Source organism: Sphingomonas sp. GW821-FHT10F11 (assembly GCF_058809095.1).
This window is the reverse complement of sequence record NZ_JBXASH010000001.1, coordinates 797,580-816,499: the sequence shown is the minus strand read 5'-3', so window position 1 is coordinate 816,499 and position 18,920 is coordinate 797,580. Positions and strand designations below refer to the sequence as shown.

The 18,920-nt window shown below is 66.0% G+C and carries 25 protein-coding genes; 14 read left to right on the top strand and 11 right to left on the bottom strand.

Going from position 1 to position 18,920, the window contains the following annotated elements:
* Positions 1 to 73 precede the first annotated feature (73 nt).
* The 6 genes from AC1RT8_RS03995 to queE all read left to right on the top strand — a co-directional run bounded on the left by AC1RT8_RS03995 (position 74) and on the right by queE (position 5,246).
* Entirely contained in the window at positions 74 to 1,246 is a 1,173-nt protein-coding gene (locus AC1RT8_RS03995) for an aspartate aminotransferase family protein (protein ID WP_493074676.1), read from the top strand.
* Between the two features lie 7 nt (positions 1,247 to 1,253).
* Entirely contained in the window at positions 1,254 to 2,171 is a 918-nt protein-coding gene (argF, locus tag AC1RT8_RS03990; RefSeq protein ID WP_493074675.1) for an ornithine carbamoyltransferase, read from the top strand.
* Between the two features lie 126 nt (positions 2,172 to 2,297).
* Positions 2,298 to 3,212 (top strand): Hsp33 family molecular chaperone HslO, encoded by a 915-nt coding sequence (hslO, locus tag AC1RT8_RS03985; protein ID WP_493074283.1) that lies wholly within the window; start codon positions 2,298 to 2,300, stop codon positions 3,210 to 3,212.
* 95 nt (positions 3,213 to 3,307) lie between these two features.
* A complete protein-coding gene (locus AC1RT8_RS03980) occupies positions 3,308 to 3,742 on the top strand; it encodes a DUF3617 domain-containing protein (RefSeq protein ID WP_493074282.1) in 435 nt (144 codons plus the stop codon).
* 171 nt (positions 3,743 to 3,913) lie between these two features.
* A complete protein-coding gene (queC, locus tag AC1RT8_RS03975; RefSeq protein ID WP_493074281.1) occupies positions 3,914 to 4,603 on the top strand; it encodes a 7-cyano-7-deazaguanine synthase QueC in 690 nt (229 codons plus the stop codon).
* Between the two features lie 10 nt (positions 4,604 to 4,613).
* The gene (gene queE, locus AC1RT8_RS03970; RefSeq protein WP_493074280.1) at positions 4,614 to 5,246 is read left to right on the top strand and encodes a 7-carboxy-7-deazaguanine synthase; all 633 of its coding nucleotides are present in this window, start codon (positions 4,614 to 4,616) and stop codon (positions 5,244 to 5,246) included.
* Between the two features lie 3 nt (positions 5,247 to 5,249).
* Here the strand turns inward: queE and AC1RT8_RS03965 are convergent, their stop codons facing one another.
* The 3 genes from AC1RT8_RS03965 to lipB all read right to left on the bottom strand — a co-directional run bounded on the left by AC1RT8_RS03965 (position 5,250) and on the right by lipB (position 7,130).
* The gene (locus AC1RT8_RS03965) at positions 5,250 to 5,933 is read right to left on the bottom strand and encodes a hypothetical protein (RefSeq protein WP_493074279.1); all 684 of its coding nucleotides are present in this window, start codon (positions 5,931 to 5,933) and stop codon (positions 5,250 to 5,252) included.
* Between the two features lie 175 nt (positions 5,934 to 6,108).
* A complete protein-coding gene (locus AC1RT8_RS03960) occupies positions 6,109 to 6,360 on the bottom strand; it encodes a hypothetical protein (protein WP_493074278.1) in 252 nt (83 codons plus the stop codon).
* 101 nt (positions 6,361 to 6,461) lie between these two features.
* Positions 6,462 to 7,130 (bottom strand): lipoyl(octanoyl) transferase LipB, encoded by a 669-nt coding sequence (gene lipB / locus AC1RT8_RS03955; protein WP_493074277.1) that lies wholly within the window; start codon positions 7,128 to 7,130, stop codon positions 6,462 to 6,464.
* 108 nt (positions 7,131 to 7,238) lie between these two features.
* Here lipB and AC1RT8_RS03950 point away from each other — a divergent pair, with 108 nt between their 5' ends.
* Positions 7,239 to 8,069 (top strand): hypothetical protein, encoded by an 831-nt coding sequence (locus AC1RT8_RS03950; protein WP_493074276.1) that lies wholly within the window; start codon positions 7,239 to 7,241, stop codon positions 8,067 to 8,069.
* On the top strand, positions 8,066 to 8,812 hold the full coding sequence (locus AC1RT8_RS03945) for a hypothetical protein (protein WP_493074275.1): 747 nt from the start codon (positions 8,066 to 8,068) through the stop codon (positions 8,810 to 8,812). Before AC1RT8_RS03950 ends, AC1RT8_RS03945 begins: the two co-directional genes overlap by 4 nt.
* Here AC1RT8_RS03945 and AC1RT8_RS03940 read toward each other — a convergent pair.
* From AC1RT8_RS03940 to AC1RT8_RS03925, 4 genes are all read right to left on the bottom strand, one after another.
* Positions 8,779 to 9,375: a GNAT family N-acetyltransferase gene (locus AC1RT8_RS03940; RefSeq protein ID WP_493074274.1), complete on the bottom strand. Its 597-nt coding sequence runs from the start codon at positions 9,373 to 9,375 to the stop codon at positions 8,779 to 8,781. The two genes, AC1RT8_RS03945 and AC1RT8_RS03940, sit on opposite strands and share 34 nt — an antisense overlap.
* Positions 9,366 to 10,205 carry an oxygen-dependent coproporphyrinogen oxidase gene (gene hemF / locus AC1RT8_RS03935; protein WP_493074273.1) on the bottom strand — a complete coding sequence of 280 codons (840 nt, stop codon included), beginning with the start codon at positions 10,203 to 10,205 and terminating at the stop codon, positions 9,366 to 9,368. Before hemF ends, AC1RT8_RS03940 begins: the two co-directional genes overlap by 10 nt.
* A gap of 162 nt (positions 10,206 to 10,367) precedes the next feature.
* On the bottom strand, positions 10,368 to 10,820 hold the full coding sequence (locus tag AC1RT8_RS03930) for a tRNA (cytidine(34)-2'-O)-methyltransferase (protein WP_493074272.1): 453 nt from the start codon (positions 10,818 to 10,820) through the stop codon (positions 10,368 to 10,370).
* A gap of 93 nt (positions 10,821 to 10,913) precedes the next feature.
* Positions 10,914 to 11,120 (bottom strand): hypothetical protein, encoded by a 207-nt coding sequence (locus AC1RT8_RS03925; protein ID WP_493074271.1) that lies wholly within the window; start codon positions 11,118 to 11,120, stop codon positions 10,914 to 10,916.
* A gap of 258 nt (positions 11,121 to 11,378) precedes the next feature.
* On the opposite strand from AC1RT8_RS03925, the gene AC1RT8_RS03920 reads away from it, so the two are divergent.
* From AC1RT8_RS03920 to AC1RT8_RS03895, 6 genes are all read left to right on the top strand, one after another.
* Positions 11,379 to 11,516: a hypothetical protein gene (locus tag AC1RT8_RS03920; RefSeq protein WP_493074270.1), complete on the top strand. Its 138-nt coding sequence runs from the start codon at positions 11,379 to 11,381 to the stop codon at positions 11,514 to 11,516.
* Complete coding sequence (gene petA / locus AC1RT8_RS03915; RefSeq protein ID WP_493074269.1) at positions 11,517 to 12,101, top strand: ubiquinol-cytochrome c reductase iron-sulfur subunit; 585 nt, start codon at positions 11,517 to 11,519, stop codon at positions 12,099 to 12,101.
* 10 nt (positions 12,102 to 12,111) lie between these two features.
* On the top strand, positions 12,112 to 13,389 hold the full coding sequence (locus AC1RT8_RS03910; RefSeq protein WP_493074268.1) for a cytochrome b: 1,278 nt from the start codon (positions 12,112 to 12,114) through the stop codon (positions 13,387 to 13,389).
* A 15-nt stretch (positions 13,390 to 13,404) separates the two neighbouring features.
* The gene (locus AC1RT8_RS03905; protein ID WP_493074267.1) at positions 13,405 to 14,250 is read left to right on the top strand and encodes a cytochrome c1; all 846 of its coding nucleotides are present in this window, start codon (positions 13,405 to 13,407) and stop codon (positions 14,248 to 14,250) included.
* A complete protein-coding gene (locus AC1RT8_RS03900; RefSeq protein ID WP_493074266.1) occupies positions 14,225 to 14,812 on the top strand; it encodes an adenine phosphoribosyltransferase in 588 nt (195 codons plus the stop codon). Before AC1RT8_RS03905 ends, AC1RT8_RS03900 begins: the two co-directional genes overlap by 26 nt.
* A 129-nt stretch (positions 14,813 to 14,941) precedes the next feature.
* Positions 14,942 to 15,310: a hypothetical protein gene (locus AC1RT8_RS03895; protein ID WP_493074265.1), complete on the top strand. Its 369-nt coding sequence runs from the start codon at positions 14,942 to 14,944 to the stop codon at positions 15,308 to 15,310.
* 19 nt (positions 15,311 to 15,329) lie between these two features.
* Here AC1RT8_RS03895 and AC1RT8_RS03890 read toward each other — a convergent pair whose 3' ends face one another.
* The 4 genes from AC1RT8_RS03890 to AC1RT8_RS03875 all read right to left on the bottom strand — a co-directional run bounded on the left by AC1RT8_RS03890 (position 15,330) and on the right by AC1RT8_RS03875 (position 18,890).
* Positions 15,330 to 15,779 carry a MaoC family dehydratase gene (locus AC1RT8_RS03890; RefSeq protein ID WP_493074264.1) on the bottom strand — a complete coding sequence of 150 codons (450 nt, stop codon included), beginning with the start codon at positions 15,777 to 15,779 and terminating at the stop codon, positions 15,330 to 15,332.
* Between the two features lie 2 nt (positions 15,780 to 15,781).
* The gene (locus tag AC1RT8_RS03885) at positions 15,782 to 17,062 is read right to left on the bottom strand and encodes an alkaline phosphatase family protein (RefSeq protein ID WP_493074263.1); all 1,281 of its coding nucleotides are present in this window, start codon (positions 17,060 to 17,062) and stop codon (positions 15,782 to 15,784) included.
* A gap of 71 nt (positions 17,063 to 17,133) precedes the next feature.
* Positions 17,134 to 18,516: a hypothetical protein gene (locus AC1RT8_RS03880; protein ID WP_493074262.1), complete on the bottom strand. Its 1,383-nt coding sequence runs from the start codon at positions 18,514 to 18,516 to the stop codon at positions 17,134 to 17,136.
* Between the two features lie 53 nt (positions 18,517 to 18,569).
* Complete coding sequence (locus tag AC1RT8_RS03875; protein WP_493074261.1) at positions 18,570 to 18,890, bottom strand: hypothetical protein; 321 nt, start codon at positions 18,888 to 18,890, stop codon at positions 18,570 to 18,572.
* Positions 18,891 to 18,920 lie beyond the last annotated feature (30 nt).

Genomic DNA, 18,920 nt, shown 5'->3' with positions numbered 1-18,920 from the left:
ACACCCGCTCCGGGCGGCCCGGCTGGGCCGCCCTTTTCTATTGAGGAGACCTGCGGTGCCCATCACCCCACTCATGCCCGTCTATCCCCGCTGCGGGGTGCGGCCGGTGCGAGGCGAGGGCTGCTACCTGATCGGGGAGCAGGGCGAACGCTATCTCGATTTCGCCAGCGGCATCGCGGTCAACGCGCTCGGCCACGGCCATCCGAAACTGGTCAAGGCGATCGCAGATCAGGCCGCGACCCTGATGCACGTGTCGAACCTGTACGGCAGCCCGCAGGGCGAGCATCTCGCGCAGCGGCTGGTCGACGCGACCTTTGCCGACACCGTGTTCTTCACCAATTCGGGTGCCGAAGCGGTCGAATGCGCGATCAAGGCCGCGCGGCGCTATCATTATGCCAATGGCAACCCGCAGCGTCACACGCTGATCACCTTCGACACCGCGTTCCATGGCCGTACTTTGGGGGCGATCAGCGCCACCAACCAGCCGAAGATGCGGGATGGGTTCGAACCGCTGCTGCCGGGCTTCGCTTATGCGAAGTTCAACGATCTCGCAGGTGCGCTGGCGTTGATCGACGACAACACCGCCGGCTTCCTGGTCGAACCGATCCAGGGCGAGGGTGGCATCCGTGTCGCGACCGACGAGTTCCTCCAGGGCCTGCGCAAGGCGTGCGACGAGCACGGACTGCTGCTGGTGCTCGACGAGGTCCAGGCCGGCTATGGCCGCACGGGCACCTTCCTCGCGCATGAGCATTACGGCGTGACGCCGGATATCGTGTCGGTGGCCAAGGGCATCGGCGGCGGCTTCCCGCTCGGCGCGTGCCTTGCGACCGAGGAAGCGGCCAAGGGCATGGTCATCGGGACCCATGGTTCGACCTATGGCGGCAACCCGCTGGCGATGGCAGCGGGCGAGGCGATCCTCGATGTCCTGCAGGAGCCGGGCTTCCTCGAAAACGTCACCAAGATGGGCGACCGGCTGCGCCAGGGCCTGGAGCAGATGATCCCCAACCATGATCATCTGTTCGACAGCGTGCGCGGCAAGGGCCTGATGCTCGGCATCAAGCTCAAGTCCGACAGCCGCCGCTTCGTCGCGCATTGCCGCGACAATCACGGCCTGCTGACGGTGGCGGCGGGCGAGAATGTCGTGCGCATCCTGCCGCCGCTGGTGATCGACGAAAGCCATATCGCCGAGTGCATCGAGAAGCTTTCCGAGGCCGCGCGGGTCTATGTGCCCGCTTCGGACGACTAGCGTGGCGATCCGCCACTTCCTCGACCTGTCGGACGCAGGTGCTGACGGCATCGCCGCGATGCTGGCTGACGCGATCGATCGCAAGGCGGCGCGCGCCGCCTGGCCGAAGGGCAGGGCGGATGCCGACGCCCCGCTCGCCGGCCACACGCTGGCGATGGTGTTCGAGAAGAACTCCACCCGCACCCGCGTGTCGTTCGACATGTCGATCCGACAGCTTGGCGGCAGCTCGATCGTGATGGATGCCGGTACGATGCAACTCGGCCGCGGCGAGACGGTGGCTGATACGGCACGCGTGCTGTCGGGCTATTGCGACGCGATCATGATCCGCACCGACGATCATGCCAAGGTCGAGGAGATGGCCGCCCATGCCAGCGTGCCGGTCATCAACGGCCTGACCGACTGGTCGCATCCCTGCCAGCTCGTTGCCGACTTGCTGACGATCGTCGAAAGCGGCAAGTCGCTGCCCGGGCTCAAGGTCGCCTGGCTGGGCGACGGCAACAATGTGCTGACCTCCTTCATCGAAGCCGCGACGCTGCTGCACTTCGACGTCACGGCGGCCTGCCCGCAGGGCTTCCAGCCCGAGGAGGACGTCATTGCCCGCGCGGCTGGCCGCGCCCGCGTCGTGGGCGATCCACGCGAGGCGGTCGAGGGCGCCGATGTCGTCGTCACCGACACCTGGATCTCGATGGGCCAGCTACACGCCGAGACCAAGCTCGCGGCGATGATGCCCTATCAGGTCACCGAGGCGCTGATGGGCATGGCCAAGCCGGAAGCGAAGTTCCTCCATTGTCTGCCCGCGCACCGCGAGGAGGAGGTCGTCTCCGCAGTGATCGACGGCCCGCAATCATTGATCTGGGAGGAAGCGGAGAACCGTCTCCACGCCCAGAAGTCCGTCCTGCGCTGGTGCTTCGGCCAGATTGGTTGATCGGCGCACCGGCGCACCTATCTTCCGCTTGATGGAATCCCGTTCGCCCCGAGCCAGTCGAGGGGCCGTTCTTTCTTCGCCGAAGAAAGAGCGGGGCTTCGACAAGCTCAGTCCGAACGGTGTGGAATGACTCAGACAGAATCCCGGGACCTGGATCGCGCGCTCGGCTTCACCATCCCCGCACGCCATGCGCGCGGCCGGATCGTGCGCCTGGGCCCAGTGCTCGACGAGATCCTGGCCGCTCATGCCTATCCCCCCGCGATCGAGGCGCTGCTCGCCGAGGCGCTGACGCTCGCCGCGTTGATCGGCTCGACTCTCAAGGACGCGGGCGGCCAGCTCACCCTCCAGGCCCAGACCGATGGCGGGGTCGTGAAGCTGCTCGTCTGCGATTATCGTGGCGGCGAACTGCGCGGCTATGTCCAGTTCGACGAGGAACGCCTCGCGGAGGGGCCGCAGGATCCCACGCTGTTCGCCCTGTTCGGTCAGGGCTATCTCGCCATCACCTTCGATCAGGCGGCGACGAAGGAGCGGTACCAGGGCATCGTGCCGCTTGACGGCGCCACGCTCGCCGAGGCCGCGCAGAATTATTTCGTCCAGTCGGAGCAGATCCCGACGCTGGTCCGTGTGGGTATCGCGCGCGGGGCGGATGGCCACCATGTCGCGGGCGGCCTGTTCCTGCAGCATCTGCCCGAGGGCGAGGATGGGCGCGACCGCATCCATACGAGGCTTGACCATCCCGAATGGGAGCATGTGGCGGTGCTCGGTCAGACCATGGGCGTCGACGAACTCGCCGATTCGTCGATCCCGCTCGACGCCTTGGTATGGCGATTGTTCAACGAGGAGGACGAGGTCCGCCTGCAGGCCGACGCAGCGTTGGTCCGCGGCTGCCGCTGCTCGCCCGACTATATCGCCTCGGTCCTGTCGAAATTTCCACCTGAAGAACAACGCTCTATGGCGGACGAGAACGGCATGATCATAGTCGATTGCGCCTTTTGCGCGCGGAAGTTTCCGGTGCCCGTGACCGATCATTACGCTGCCTGAACGGTGTTGAATCTCGTTCGCAACTGCGGCAGACAGTGATCAGGGTCGCTGGCTTGATGCCCTGCAGGGGGCACCTGTGGCGAGCGAGGTTCTAGATGATCGATGTTCAGCGTATCGCGCGGCGCGCATTGGCCGGCCTGCTCCTTGCGGCGGGCCTTGGCACGGCCGCCCCCGCGCGCGCGCCGCAGCTCGCAGTGCTTGGGCAAATTGAGGCCGGCCAGTGGCAGCTCCGCGAAGCCGGATCGACTGCGGCTCCGCGCTCGCTCTGTGTGTCCGATCCCGCGATATTGCTGCAGATCGGCCATCTCGGCGCGCAATGTTCGCGCTTCGTCATTGCTGATACGCCGGGCAGCGCGACGGTCCATTATACTTGCCCGGGTGCCGGCCATGGCCGCACCTCGCTGACATTGGAAACGCCGCGCCTGCTGCATTTGCAGACCCAGGGCATCGCCAGCGGTGCGCCCTTCGACCTGGACTATGAGGCTCGCCGCACCGGCGCCTGCGTGCCCAAGGCAATGGCCGCGCATTAACGCGTTGGTTACCGCATCCTGCTATCTAGGGCGGGTGTCATTCGTGGGCACGGTTTTCTCCCTAATAGGCCCTGAGGGGCATCACTGGGTCGCTTCAGGGCGGCCCGTTTTTTGTGGGAGGTCGGCGCGGGATTGCGGAGCCGCGATGCAGGCCCTAACTCTCGCCGCATCATGACAAGCTCAACGACCCTGGCGGTCGCCCTGGTGTCGGGCGGTCTGGATTCGATGGTGGCGGCGGCGCGCGCCCGCGAGGACGGGCATCGCCTGCTCGCCCTGTCGGTCGACTATAACCAGCGCCATCGGCTCGAACTCGCCGCGGCGCGGCGCATCGCGAAGCTGCTTGGGGTGGAGCGCCACATCGTCCTGCCGCTCGATCTCTCCGAATTCGGCGGCTCGGCGCTCACCTCCGACATCGCCGTGCCCAAGACCGGCGTGGAGGAGGGTATCCCGGTCACCTATGTCCCGGCGCGCAACACGATCTTCCTCAGCCTGGCGCTGGGCTGGGCCGAGGCGGCGGGCGCGCGCGACCTGTATATCGGCGTCAACGCGCTGGATTATTCGGGCTATCCCGATTGCCGCCCCGAATTCATCGCCGAGTTCGAGAAGCTCGCCGAAGTCGCCACCAAGGCCGGGGTGGAAGGGCAGCCGTTCCGCATCCATGCGCCGCTCCAGCACATGACCAAGGCGGATATCGTGCGCGAGGCGGCCCGGCTCGGGCTGGACGCCGGGATCAGCTGGTCCTGCTACGATCCGGCGCCCGGCGGGGTGCACTGCGGGCTGTGCGACAGCTGCCGGCTGCGCGCCAAGGGTTTCGAGGAAGCCGGCGTCCCCGATCCTACCCGCTACGCCGAATTCTACTGAGACCCTGACGATGAGCTATGCGGTCAAGGAGATGTTCCTCACCCTGCAGGGCGAGGGCGTGAACGCCGGGCGTCGCGCGGTATTCGTGCGCTTTGCCGGCTGCAACCTCTGGTCGGGGCGCGAGCAGGACCGCGCGACCGCGGTATGTCGCTTCTGCGACACCGAGTTCGTCGGTACCGATGGGGCGGGCGGGGGCAAGTTCGCGGACGCGGGCGCGCTGGCGGCGGCGGTCGTGGAGCATTGGGGCGAGGGCAGAGCGGAGCGCTTCGTCGTGCTCACCGGCGGCGAGCCGATGCTGCAGGTCGACGATGCGCTGGTCGATGCGCTCCATGCGGCCGGCTTCACCATCGCGATCGAGAGCAACGGCACCATTGCCGCGCATCCGGGCATCGACTGGGTCTGCATCAGCCCCAAGGCGGGCAGTGCGGTCGTGCAACGGTCAGGCGATGAGCTGAAGCTGGTCTGGCCGCAGGCGGGCACCGATGTCGCGGCGATCGAGGGCTGGGACTTCACCCATTTCCTGGTCCAGCCGATGGACGATGCCCGGCTCGCCGCGAACCAGGCCGCAGCGATCGATTTCGTGCTCGCCCGGCCGCATTGGCGCCTGACCCTGCAGGCGCACAAGGCGTTGGGGTTGCGCTAGGACCTAGTTGATGGAACTCAACTGGAAGGCGCCGCACTTCTTGGCGATCCAATAGCCCTTCTTGTCCCAGCACATCTCGTCGAAACGGGGCAGGGTGCCTGCCTGGCGTGTGAACAGGATGCCGCGCGGAAAGCGCTGCTCGCCGGTCGGGATCAGGCTGTTGCGCAGCTCGCGCGTGCGGCCCTCGGCAATCGTGTAGAAGGAGCCGCGCGGTGCGAAGATCGCGTCACGGGCGATCCGGGCGGCCGTCTGGCAAAAGCCATATTGCGCGGAAACGGTGGTGAAGCTGGAATAGGTGCGGGTGCCGAACTGGTCGAGCGCGGTCTGGCCGGCCTTCACCGTCTTGCCGGTGCGCGTGAAATATTTGGTCAGCGTGTCGTAGGATTTTTTCAGCTCGTCAGCGTGATTCATCAGGATCACGTTGTAATTGGCCTGGGTCATCAGGGTCGGCTCGAACTGGCATTGCAGCGCCGCCACATTGAGCGCGGCACGCATGTTCCACACCAGCGCCGCGCGCTGTTCGGCCTCGGTCGCGCCGGGTAATTCCTGGCCAAGGCCCGTCTCATGGCCGCGCACGGCCACCCCGGACATGTCCTTCTCGACCAGGAAGAATTGCGCCGAAGCGGGGGCAGCGGCAAAGGCGCCGATCGCGACGACGGACGAACAAAGGATACGCAACAGCTTCATGATCGCCTCGTCATCCTCTCAGGTACAGTATTCAGGCACATTATGCGGCGTGGTTAAGGCTTTTCGATTCCCAACCCAAGCCTTTTCCTTCGTAGCGATTTCTGGCGCGGGTTGAATCGAAAGGGGCCGCCCGGTTTCCCGGACGGCCCCCGAATAATCAAACCCTGGCGGGCGATTACTGGACGTTCGTGGTCGTCGTCGAGGTCTCGTTGGTGACGACCGCGGTGTCGTTGCCCATCATGTTGCCGTCCATCGAGGTGCTGTCGACGGTGGTCATGTTGTCGGAGATCGTGGTGTCGTTGCCCATCTCGGTGATGGTGGTGTCGTTGGTCGTGGTCGTCTCGGTCTTCGGGCCGCACGCCGAAACCATCAGCGCCGCGCCGGCGATCATCGAACCGGTAACGACCTTGGAAATGAATGCACGCATTGGAAAGCTCCCTAGATAGTGGATTTGGATGGTCTCGAGACCCTTAATACCCAAACCGTGGTGGACATTAGTCTGATATCGAGCGCCCCTCAAGCCTCGTTTTATCGGCCAGAAGAAAGAGTTTGGAGGAACGCGGAACACGCCAACGCCAGCGCGGCGTCAAAAGTTGCAAAATCCGACGGCTTGCCGAGCGCCGCCGCGCTGGTGACCGGATAATCCGGCAGCCCGCACGGGACGATCCCGCCAAAGTGCGACAGGTCGGGCGAGAGGTTGACCGAGAAGCCGTGGAGCGTGGTCCAGCGCCGTACCCGAACGCCGATCGCGCCGATCTTGGCCTCGGCCGCGCCGCCGAAGGGGGAGGGCATATCGGTCCAGATGCCGATCCGGCCGGGCGCGCGGAACGCCGCGATGCCGATCTCCGCCAGCGCCGCGATAAGCCACCCTTCCAGGCTGTGGACGAAATGCCGCACGTCGCGCCCGCGCCGGTTGAGATCGAGGACGAGATAGCCGATCCGCTGGCCGGGCCCGTGATAGGTGTAACGGCCGCCGCGTCCGGTCTGGACGACGGGAAAGCGCGGGTCGAGCAATTCGGCTGGGTCCGCGCTTGTGCCGCCGGTATAGACGGGCGGATGTTCCAGCAGCCAGATCAACTCGCGCGCCTCGCCAGCGGCCACGGCCGCCGCGCGCGCCTCCATCACGGCGATCGCCTCGTCATAGGGCACAGGCGCCGGTTCGACGCGCCATTCGATCTCGTCGGGAAGGGCAGTCACGCGGGCCCGATTGCGCCAGTCGCGCGTCTTGCGCAAGCATTGGCGTGCCGCGGGAAGCTGCGCTAACAGGGCGGCGGCGCTGATGCGCCACGGGAGGACGTGACGCATATGGTAAGCATGGGAACGGTCTGGGATCGCGCGACCGAATTCTTGAGCGACAATCTCTCCGCGATCGCCCCGATCGCCTTTTTTGCGATCTTCCTTCCGTCCGCCCTGTCGTCAAGCCTTCAGCCGCTGACCGCCCAGCCCGGCGCGACCGCGATGACGGTGCAGGCCCTTTCCCTCGTGCTGATGATCGTCTCGCTCTGGGGGCAGCTCGCCATCACCGCGCTGGTGCTCGACCCAGGTTCGGGCAAGAGCGCCGCGACCGCGCTCGCCAGCAAGCGGCTCGTTCCGGTGATCGGCCTGATGCTGGTCCTGCTGATCGGCCTGTTCATTCCCATGCTGCCGATCCCGGTCGCGCTCGGCCTTGCCGGGTTCGATTTCGAGGCGGCCATGAACGGCGGCGCGGGCGCGGCGGAGCTTCCCTCGGGCGTGGGCGGATTCCTGCTGCTCTATTGCCTCTTCCTGGCGGTCATCCTGATCTGGCTCGGCGCGCGCCTGGCGCTGATCACGCCGGTCCTGCTGATGGAGGGGCGCTGGTTCGGCGCCCTTGCGCGCTCGTTCAGGCTTACCCGCCCCATCACGTTGAAGATCGTCGGCGTGATGATCCTGTACGTGATCGTGTGGGGCGTCTCGGTGCTGGCCGCCAATCTGGTCTTCGGGTCGATCTTCAGGCTGATCGGATGGAGCGACGGCCCGGTCACGATCGGCACCGTGCTGACCGCGGTCGTGGTCAGCCTCATCGCCACCATATTCAGCGTGCTCGCCTCCGCGTTCATCGGGCGACTCTATCTGGCGGTGCGCGATGCGCGCGAGGCGATCGTCGACTCGCTATGACCCTCGATGTGAACGGCGTCTTCGGTGACGCCTGGCGGCTGTGGAAGCGCGATCGCGACTTGCTGATCGGCGTGGCGGGTTTCTTCCTGTTCGTGCCCGAGCTGGCGATGAAGCTGTTCGTCGCCTTGCCGCCGAAGACGCCCGCCACGCTCGATCAGGCGACGCTCAAGGCGTGGCTGGATGCCATGGAATCCTGGTCCAACCAGTACAGCCTGCTGGTCGTCCTGCTCGCGCTGGTATCGTTGTTCGGTATCGTGGCGGTCTTCACCCTGTACCTCGATCCGGAACGCCCGGATGTCGGACGAGGGCTGGTGCGCGCCCTGCGTCTCTTTCCGCGCCTCCTGCTGCTCAGCATCCTCGTCGCGATACCCGTCTATTTCGGCCTGATGCTCTTCTATCTACCGGGTTTCTACGCTCAGGGGCGGTTGTTGCTGGCGACACCGGTGGCGGTGGCCGACCAGCCTTATGGCGCGCTGGGCTCCATGTCGCGCAGCTTGGCGCTTACCCGCGGCCACGGCCTGATCCTGGCCGGGTTCGGCTGCATGTCGCTGCTGGCCGGCAACCTGCTCTCCTGGCCGTTCGAGGCGATCGGCGGGACGCTCGACGGCGCCCCCATGGCCAATCCGGTGGTCGCCGCGCTGCTCGATATCGGGTCGGCGGCGGGCGCTACGATCGGCGTGCTCGGCGGGATCCTGGTCCAGGTCGCGCTCTACCGGCGGCTGACGTCCAGCCGGGGGACCTGAGGCGCCGCCTCGGGCGGGAGCAGACCGGTCGCGCGCGGATCGGGAAAGGTTTCGATCGTCCGCGACATCGCGGTGAAGCCCGACGCCCGGTAGAAACCGAGCGCCGAGGGATGGTCGAGCGTGCAGGTATGCACCCACACCCGCTCGATCCCCCTGGTCCAGCCGCGTGCCAGCGCCTCGGCCATCAGCCAGCGGCCATGGCCCTGACCCGCCAGCTCGGGAATCAGGCCGAAATAGGAGATTTCACACTCGCGCTGGGCTCGGAAGTCCAGTTCGAGCATGCCGACCTCGACGCCGGCAGGATCGACCGCCGCGAAGATCGCAATAGCCGGGTCATGGATGATCCGGGTCAGGGCCGCCTCGTCCATCGCCAATCGGGAGAACCATAGCCAAGGCGCACCGATTCGCTTGAACAGCGTGCGATATTTGTCGGGCGATGGTGTCGGCCAGGCGACGAGGTGCAGGCGCGAGGCCGGCATCGGTCGCAGCGGTGGCCGCTGCCGCATCTCGAGCGTGGTGACGATCGTCGCCACCTCGTTCGGCGAGACCGGCGTCAGTCCCATGTGGCGACCGGCGGCAGGCTCATCAGGATCGCGTCGATATTGCCGCCGGTCTTGAGCCCGAACAGCGTGCCGCGGTCATAGACCAGGTTGAATTCGGCATAGCGCCCGCGCCAGGCGCGTTGCGTGGCGAGATCGGCATCGGTGAACGGCTCGCCCATCCGCCGCCGCACGATTCGCGGGAAAGCGTCGAGAAAGGCGCGCCCGACATCCTGGGTGAAGGCGAAATTCGCCGCGAAATCGCCTTCGAGGTGATCGTAGAAGATGCCGCCGACGCCGCGGTGCACCTGGCGGTGCGGGATATAGAAATAATCGTCGGCCCATTTCCTGAAGCGCGGATAATGGGCCGGATCGTGCGCATCGCACGCTGCCTTCAGCGTCGCATGGAAATCCTCGGTATCCTCGGGGCGGGGCAATGGCGGGTTCAGGTCCGCGCCACCGCCGAACCAGCGCTTCGTCGTGACCAGGAACCGCGTGTTCATATGCACCGCCGGCACCTGCGGATTGGCCATATGCGCGACCAGGCTGATGCCGGTCGCGAAGAATCGCGGATCCTCGCCGGCGCCGTGGATCGACTTGGCGAAATCGCCCTCGAAGGTGCCGCCGACGGTCGAGACGTTGACGCCGACCTTCTCGAACACCTTGCCCTTCATCACACCGCGCACGCCGCCGCCGCCCGGCTCGCGCGAGGGATCGGTGCGGTCCCAGGCGATATAGTCGAACCGAGCGTCCGATCCGGCCTCGCGCTCGATCGATTCGAATTCGGCGCAGATCTGGTCGCGCAGGCTTTCGAACCAGGTACGGGCGGTGGATTGTTCGGAGTCGAGTTCCATGCGCCAGCCTTTGCCGATGGATTCGGTTGAAGTCGAGAAGACGGATTGTCCTAGGACGAGCCCGACAACAGTTGAATCGACCTCACATGTTGTGCTCCCGCGAAGGCGGGAGCCCAGCCTGGGTTCCCGCCTTCGCGGGAACACAACATGTTTGGCGCTGGGTCAGTCGACCGGCCAGCCTTTGGTCTGTCGTAGCGCCTCGCCCAGCGCGATTCCCGCGGCGACGGCGACGTTCAGCGATCTTCTGTCCGATGCCAGCGGAATGCGGACGGCCAGATCGGCGCGCGCATGGACGTCCGGCGGCACGCCCGCGCTCTCACTGCCGAGAAGGAGGACATCGTCCGCCTGGAACACAGCCTCGTCGATGCGTACGCCGCCGCGTGTCGTCAGCAGGACCATACGGCCCGCTACCTGTGCCTCGAACGCTGCCCAGTCGACATGGCGGACCACCTGGGCGGTATCGAGATAGTCCATGCCTGCCCGGGCCAGCGCGCGATCTCCCCAGGCGAATCCCATCGGTTCGATCAGGTCAACCCCGACCTCGAGACAGGCGGAAAGCCGGAGGATCGTGCCGACATTCCCGGCGATGTCGGGCTGGTAAAGGGCCAGGCGCATGATGCTGTGCGATAGAAGTGCCGCTTCCGATCGACAAGCCGGACAATCGGGAGGGGAACAGGCGCGGTGCTTGCTCCCCCCTTCGACTTCGCCTCAGCGCTTCCTGCTCGCGACCGCCGCGGCACCGATACCGGCCGCCGTCGCCCATCCGAGCGGCGTAAGCGCAAGCCCGATGGTGCCGACCGCCGCCGCCACACCGAGCGCGGTACCGGCGGCAGCCATCGCCGTACCCTTGACGCCGCCTTCCTTGATGCCTTCGCGTACCACATGGACTGCGTGACCAACATGATGAAGTGACATGGTTTTCTCCTTGCATTGCGTCGAAGGAGAGGTCCCTCCGCCGCTCCACCAGGCTGGTGGAACGTCCGGATGGGGTCGGGCAGTCGCGACATGGGCGTTCAGGCCGCCCTTTTATCGAGATCCTCACCCTGACATCGATCACGCCCCTTGCTTCCGTGGTCGATACTCACGGCATGAGCGGGGGAAATGCGGCATTGTGCGCGGCATTTTCGGGCGCCGCGCGAGGGAACGGAGATCGGACGGGAAAAGTGTTCGAAAATGCAGTTGGCAAAGCGTGCCGCCCGCGTCTATCAGGCCGCCAGCCTCCGTGGGGACGGAGGATCGGCGGGCGTGCGCGGACCAATCGCAACGCGCTTCTCCGAACGTCGCCGCGACCTGAAGTGCAAGGGCAAGTGAATGGCAATTGTTGATACCGCCGTACCGCCTGGGGAAGACCCGGCACCGTTCCATGAGGAGGTGGAGGATCCCCGCCGCCGCGATTTCATCAATATCGCGGCTGTGGCCTGGATCGGCGTCGGCGGTGCCATCACCGTGCTGCCCCTGCTCAACCAGATGAACCCGTCGGCCGACGTGCTCGCCCAGTCGACCACCGAGATCGATCTGTCGAAGATTCAGCCCGGCCAGGCGATCAAGACCTCGTTCCGCAAGCAGCCGCTGTTCGTGCGCAACCTGACGCCGAAGGAGATTGCCGAGGCCGATGCGGTCCCGCTGAGCGAGCTGCGCGACCCGGAGACGCTGGAGCAGCGTACCAAGGCGGGGCACGCCAACTGGCTGATCACACTTGGCGTGTGCACCCATCTTGGCTGCGTGCCGCTGGGTGCGGGCGAAGGCGAGAATCGCGGGCCGTTCGGCGGCTATTTCTGCCCATGCCACGGTTCGGCCTACGACACCGCAGCGCGCATCCGCAAAGGCCCGGCCCCGAAGAATCTCGCGGTGCCCGACTACACCTTCAATTCTGCCACCACCGTAACGGTCGGTTGAGGTACGCATCATGAGCTTTCCCTGGGCCAAGCATTACGCACCCACCAACCCGCTGATGAAGTGGGTCGACGAACGGCTGCCTCTCCCGCGCCTCGTCTATAACGCGGTCGGCGCCGGCTATCCGGTGCCGCGCAACCTCAATTATTTCTGGAACTTCGGCGTTCTCGCCGGTGCCGCGCTCGGCATCCAGATCATCACCGGCATCGTGCTCGCCATGCATTATGGCGCGACGGCCGACGGCGCGTTCAACTCGGTCGAGCACATCATGCGCGACGTGAACGGCGGCTGGCTCCTGCGCTACGCGCACGCCAACGGCGCCGCGATGTTCTTCATCGTCGTCTATATCCACATCTTCCGCGGCCTCTATTACGGTTCCTACAAGGCACCGCGAGAGATGGTCTGGCTGCTCGGCGTGGTCATCTTCCTGCTGATGATGGCGACCGCCTTCATGGGCTATGTGCTTCCCTGGGGTCAGATGAGCTTCTGGGGCGCGCAGGTGATCACCGGCTTCTTCTCGGCGATACCCGTGGTCGGCGACTATATCCGCGTCTGGCTGCTCGGCGGCTTCGCGCCCGACCAGGCGGCGCTGAACCGCTTCTTCTCGCTCCATTACCTGCTGCCGTTCGTGATCGCGGGCGTCATCATCCTGCATATCTGGGCGCTGCACATTCCGGGTTCGAGCAACCCGACCGGCGTCGAGGTGAAGGGCGAGCAGGATACGGTGCCGTTCCACCCCTATTACACCGCCAAGGACGGCGTCGGCCTCGGCGTGTTCCTGGTGCTGTTCGCGGTGCTGATCTTCCTGGCGCCGAACTATCTCGGCCATCCGGACAATTACATCCCGGCCAACTCGCTCTCCACGCCGGCGCATATCGTGCCCGAATGGTATTTCTGGCCGTTCTACGCGATCCTGCGGGCCTTCACCTCGGACTTCATCCTCCCGGCGAAGCTGTGGGGCGTGCTGGCGATGTTCGGGTCGATCCTGCTGCTGTTCTTCCTTCCCTGGCTCGACAGCTCGCCGGTACGCTCGGCCAATTACCGGCCGACCTACCGGACCTTCTTCTGGATCCTGGTGGTCGACGTCCTGATCCTGGGCTGGTGCGGCGGTTCGCCCGCGACTCCGCTCTACGTCATCCTCAGCCAGATCTGCGCGGCCTATTATTTCGCGCATTTCCTGATCATCCTGCCGATCATCTCGCGGGCGGAACGCCCCACGCCGTTGCCAAACTCGATCACCGAGGCGGTGCTGGCGAAGCATGGTGGCCAGCCCGCGCTCGCGGCCGAATAAGGGGCAATAGGTACAATGGTCCGCAATCTTGCAATGCTGGTCGGTGCGGCGTTCGTCGTCGTGCTCGGCTGGGCTCTCTTCTGGACCGTCCAGGGCCAGATCACCGATCCGGCGGCGGCGTCGATCGAGACGACCGAATGGCACAAGCACCCGAAGGAGCTCGAACTCGAATCCAACGGCGTGTTCGGCAAGTTCGACAACCGCCAGCTGCAGCGCGGCTTCCAGGTGTTCAAGGAAGTCTGCTCGGCCTGCCATTCGCTGCATCACGTCTCGTTCCGCGACCTGCAGAAGATCGGCTATAGCGAAGCCCAGGTGAAGGCGATCGCCAACCAGTGGGTGATCGAGCAGCCTTCGATCAATCCGGAGACCGGCGAGCCGGCGACCCGCAAGAACGTGCCGTCGGATCATTTCCCGTCGCCCTTCGCGAACGAGATCGCCGCGCGGGCCGCGAACAACAACGCGAACCCGCCCGACCTGTCGCTGATGACCAAGGCGCGCCATGACGGCCCGGCCTATGTCTATTCGCTCCTGACGGGTTATGAGCCGCAGTCGGCCGAGATGCTCAAGGAATTCCCGGACGTGAAGACGCCCGAGGGCCTGCACGCGAATCCCTATTTCGCGACGATGAACATCGCCATGCCGCCGCCGCTGACCAGCGAGGGCCAGGTGACCTATCTCGACGGCACCAAGCCGACCGTCGACCAGATGGCGAAGGACGTTTCCGCGTTCCTGGTGTGGACCGCCGAGCCGAACCTGACGGCGCGCCATTCCTATGGCTGGCCGGTGATCATCTTCCTGCTGATCTTCGTCTTCCTTGCGTGGGGAGCGTATCAGAATGTTTGGCGCAACGTTAAGCACTGAGGCTGAAGGCTCCGACATTGGCGCGCCTGGCGCCAATGACGATCTCAGGGCACTGATCCGGACGATCCCCGACTTTCCGAAGCCGGGGATCATGTTCCGGGACATCACGACATTGCTGCTCGATGCGCGGGGGTTCGCCCTCGCCATCGAGCGGATGGCGGCCTCGGTCGAGGGCAAGGTCGACCTGGTTGCCGGGATCGAGGCGAGGGGGTTCATCTTCGCCGCCGCGCTGGCCGCGCCGCTGAACGCCGGCGTGCTGCTGATCCGCAAGGACGGCAAGCTGCCCGGCGCGACGATCGCCGAAGATTATGCGCTTGAATATGGCACCGACCGGATTGCGATGCACGCCGATGCCTGCGCGCCCGGCGCGACCGTGCTGCTGGTCGACGACCTGATCGCCACCGGTGGTACTGCGCGTGCTGCCGTCCGCCTGCTGCGCAAGGCCGGGGCCGTGGTGACCCAAGCCGGGTTCCTTGTCGATCTGCCCGAGCTTGGCGGCGCCGAGGCGTTGCGCGAGGACGGGATCGCCGTTCGTTCGCTGGTGGCGTTCGAAGGGCATTGATCGGCGCGCCCTCGCGGGCATCGCTTTCCCATTTCGCACTTTGGAACCGGTACGGGTTTTTCCCGTTGATTGCGCATCGAAGCGCCGCTGCCGCACCACATCGGCGCTCCCATCACGGGAGTTGCGTCAATGTCACCCTTCAAGCTTTCCGTTGCCGGTTTAGCGCTTGCTGCCGGCTTTGGTCTCTCCGGCTGCGCCACCGACGGTTATGGCTATGGCGGCGTGTCTGCGGGTTACGGCTATACCGACTGGGATCCCTATTATGGCGGTTATAGCGGCAGCCCCTATTGGGGCTGGTACAACGACTATTATTATCCGGGCACCGGCTATTACGTCTATGATCGCCAGAACCGCCGCCACCGCTGGAACGACGGGCAGCGGGGCTATTGGCAGGGCCGCTCGCAGACCTGGCATCGCGATCGCCGCGACATCCGCCCGGTCTGGCGCGATTACGGCGTGACGCGCGGCAACAATGGCGGCGGCCGCCGCCGCCGCTGAGGGGCGACAGCCCGGTCGGTCAGCCGGCCGGGCGAGTCCGGATCAGGCCGATCGAGGTGAAGGTCATCACCGGGACATCGTCCTGGTTGAGCACCGTCATCCTGCTGCGATAGCTGCCCATTTCGGGCCGGCTCTGCGACGCGCGCTTGTCGAGCACCTCGGTCTCGCAGCGGAGCACGTCGCCGGGATAGACGGGTTTGAGCCAGCGCAACTCGTCGACGCCCGGCGAGCCCAGCCCGGCCTGTTTGTGTGCCTTCAGATTGGCGACGACCATCGACATGGTCATCGCGCAGGTCTGCCAGCCGCTGGCCGACAGGCGCCCGAAATGCGTGGCCGCGGCCGCTTCGTCGGAGAGGTGGAAGGGCTGGGGATCATATTTCGAGGCGAACTCGATCACTTCCTCGCGCGTCACCTCGTAGCGGCCGAAGCTTGACGTCGCGCCGACCTCGATGTCCTCGAAATATTGCATGGTCATTTCTCCGTCGGGGCGACCAGGGGAGCGAGCGTTGCCGCATCCCCGTCATTGGGCAAAGGCGGGACGCCGATCAGGCGCGCCAGCATCGGGTAAAGATCGACATTGTCGAATTTGGCGGGCACGCGCGCCTCGCGACGGAAGGCCGGACCATTGACCAGGAACAGGGCGGTCATCTCGGGATCGTCGGGCTCATAGCCATGGTCGCCCTTGTTGGTCGGCATGCCGGGCATCACCTCGCCGCCCGCGGCTGCCTGGCACACAAAGGCGCCGACCCGGGGATTGGCGCCGTAATGGAATTTCGCGGGGACGTCCGCCTTGCGCCAGCAGGTCATGTCCGGGTTGGGCGCGAGCAGGGCGCGGGCGACCTCCTCTTCATGGCCGGGGACCGGATCGAGCGTCGCGAACGGGCCATAGCTTGCCAGCCGATAGCTTTCCCGGGGCAGGATCCTGTCGAGCGAGACGGTGCGTTCGGGCTGGATCGCGCGCATGCCATGGTCGGAGACAATGACGAGGTTCACCGGCTGGCCCAGTGAGTCCAGCCCGGCCTTGAGATCGCCGATCAACCGGTCGATCAGCCGCACCGCGTCGCGCGTTTCCGGGGCTGCCGGCCCGAACTTGTGGCCCGCCTTGTCGACATCGTCGAAGTAGATCACCACGAAACCGGGCCGGATATCGGCTGGACGCCGCATCCAGTCAGTCACCGTGCGTACCCGTTGCGCGCTGGTGAAATTCGGGTCGAACCGAATCCAGTCATAGGGCCGGACATCGCCATGCGCCGCTTCCTCACCCGGCCAGAACATCGTGCCAGCCCGGACGCCGTTCTTCTCAGCGGTGATCCAGAGCGGTTCGGATTCGGCCCACCAGAAGGGATCCGAACTCTCCAGCTCCTTGCTGTAGAAGCGCACGCCCGGCCGCTTGGGGTCATACATGGTGTTGGCGACGATGCCGTTGCGATCCGGGCGCAGCCCGGTGACGAGCGTGGTGTGGTTGGGGAAGGTCAGGGTCGGGAAGCTCGGCCGCATCGTCGCGCGCATGCCCTGCTGCGCCAGTGCGTCGAGCACCGGCGTGTCGCCGCGGCCCATATAATCGGGGCGGAGGGCGTCGATCGAGATCAGGATGGTGACGGGTGCGCGCTGTTCGGCCGGTGCCTGCACGGTCGGCGCGGGTGGCGGTGTGGCGGCACAGGCGGAAAGCGCCAGTGCCGCCAGAGCCAATACCCACCCCGTCATGCCGGACTTGTTCCGGCATCCACTCTGCGGCCTGGCGTACTGGCTCATGTGACCTCCAGCGCCCGCCGCTCGGTGGACCCCGGAACGAGTCCGGGGTGACGGTGGGATTCGCGGTTTGCCTATTGCCCCAGCGAGAGCTTGGCGAACAGCGTATAACTGACCGGCGCGTCGCCATAGGCCGCATCGAGCGCGGCCGGCTTGGCATAGGCCGCCAGCGCCCCGCCGAGCGCCAGCCCGAACGGCCCGGGCAGCGGCAAGCGATAGGCATAGCCGCCCTCGAATTTGCTCACCCGGAACATCCGATCGTGCAGCGGATCGGCGTGATCGGGGAAGAGTTCGTCATTGGCGACATTCTCCGCGCGGCCGAACAGCGTGTGGTGCTTGCCGATGTTCCAGTTGGCCTCGGCCAGCCACGCGGTCGAGGTGCGGCCGGGCAGGTCCTTCTTGGCCGAAAAGGCGACCAGCGTGGAAAGCCCGCCCTTCGCATATTGCACGCTTGCCGTGGTGCGCGCCTCGTTGCGGGCGGGTTCGAGCTGTTCGGGGCTCTCGATCCGCCCATGGCTGACCTGCAGCGCCCAGGCGGGCGAGGGCGTCCAGGTCGCGCGCACGCTCCAGCTGTCGAGCTTCGGCGTTTCGATGTTCCAGCGGAACTGGTCCGGCTCGCGCCCGCGAAAGGCGGAGGCCTCGATCTGGAAGCGCGGCGTCGCCACGCCCGCCGTCACCACGCCGTAAGTGATATGCGTGCTGTCGAACCAGTGATGCGTGATCGGCGCGAGCGGCAGATATTGCGCCGAGGCGCGGTGCATGAAAGCGGATGGCCCGAGTGCGGGCTCGGCGACCGGGCCGCCATAGAGGAACAGGCTGGCGCCGGGCGCCACATCCACATCGATCCGGCCCGACAATTCCATGAACAGGTCGTGCGGATGCTGGCGGTCGACCAGATGCGTGGTGCCGTCGGCGGTTTCGCCGGTGGCGAACAGGTTGGGATAGCCCTTTGCGCCCATCAGCGGCTCGAGGCTCAGCATCGACTGGAATCCGAGGCGCACACCAGGCGCGACCTCGCCGGCCGCGCTGAGCATCGCCATCGACTGGACGAAGGCCTCGTTATCGCCGCGCGGGCCGCCCTGGTCGGTATAGGTGGCCCACACATAGCCGTGGAGCATCACCATCCAGTCGCCCGCCGGGATGTGCACGCCATGCATCGCGCCTTCATTGGCGGGCAGGCGCGACGTGCCGGAGCCATAGGCGATCGCCGGCACATCCATCGCGGGAGCATCACCGGACATGACCATGCCGGGATGATGGTCGTGATGGTCCTGCGGCGCTTCGGGCGCGGGTGCGGGGGCCGGCATGGGCATATCGGGGGCCATCGCCGGGGCGGCTGGTGCGGGCGTAGGTGTCGGCGCCGGCATATGCATGCCATGGTCCATGGTCTGCGCCGATGCAGCCATGGGGATCAGCGCCGCCGCGGCCGTAGCCGCGAGCAACTCATATCGAATCATCGTCTGAAACTCTCGCAAGGAGGAACATGATCGGGGCAGGGCTGCCCCCGGGATCATGCTTCTGCGCGCGGAGGTGGGGTGTCGGGCGCCGGCGCCTTGCCGGGATCGAAGGTCGCGGTGCGCGCGACGCGGATTTCGGCGCTCCTCGGCACGGGCGCGTCCGCAGCGGCGCTCTTCAGCGTCGATGGCGGGATACAGCCGATACACGCGTGCCCGACCACTGCCTTGTCGTCATGGGCGGGCGCGGCCGGCATCGGCATGCCGTGATGCGATGTCGCCATCTCGGTTGCCGGCGCCTCATGGCACGATGCCGCCGCCATCGCGGGAAGCGTGAGGGCGGCTAGCAGTAGCGACAGGATCAACCGGGCGATCATGGGACAAGAATAGGGAGGTGCGGGCGCCCC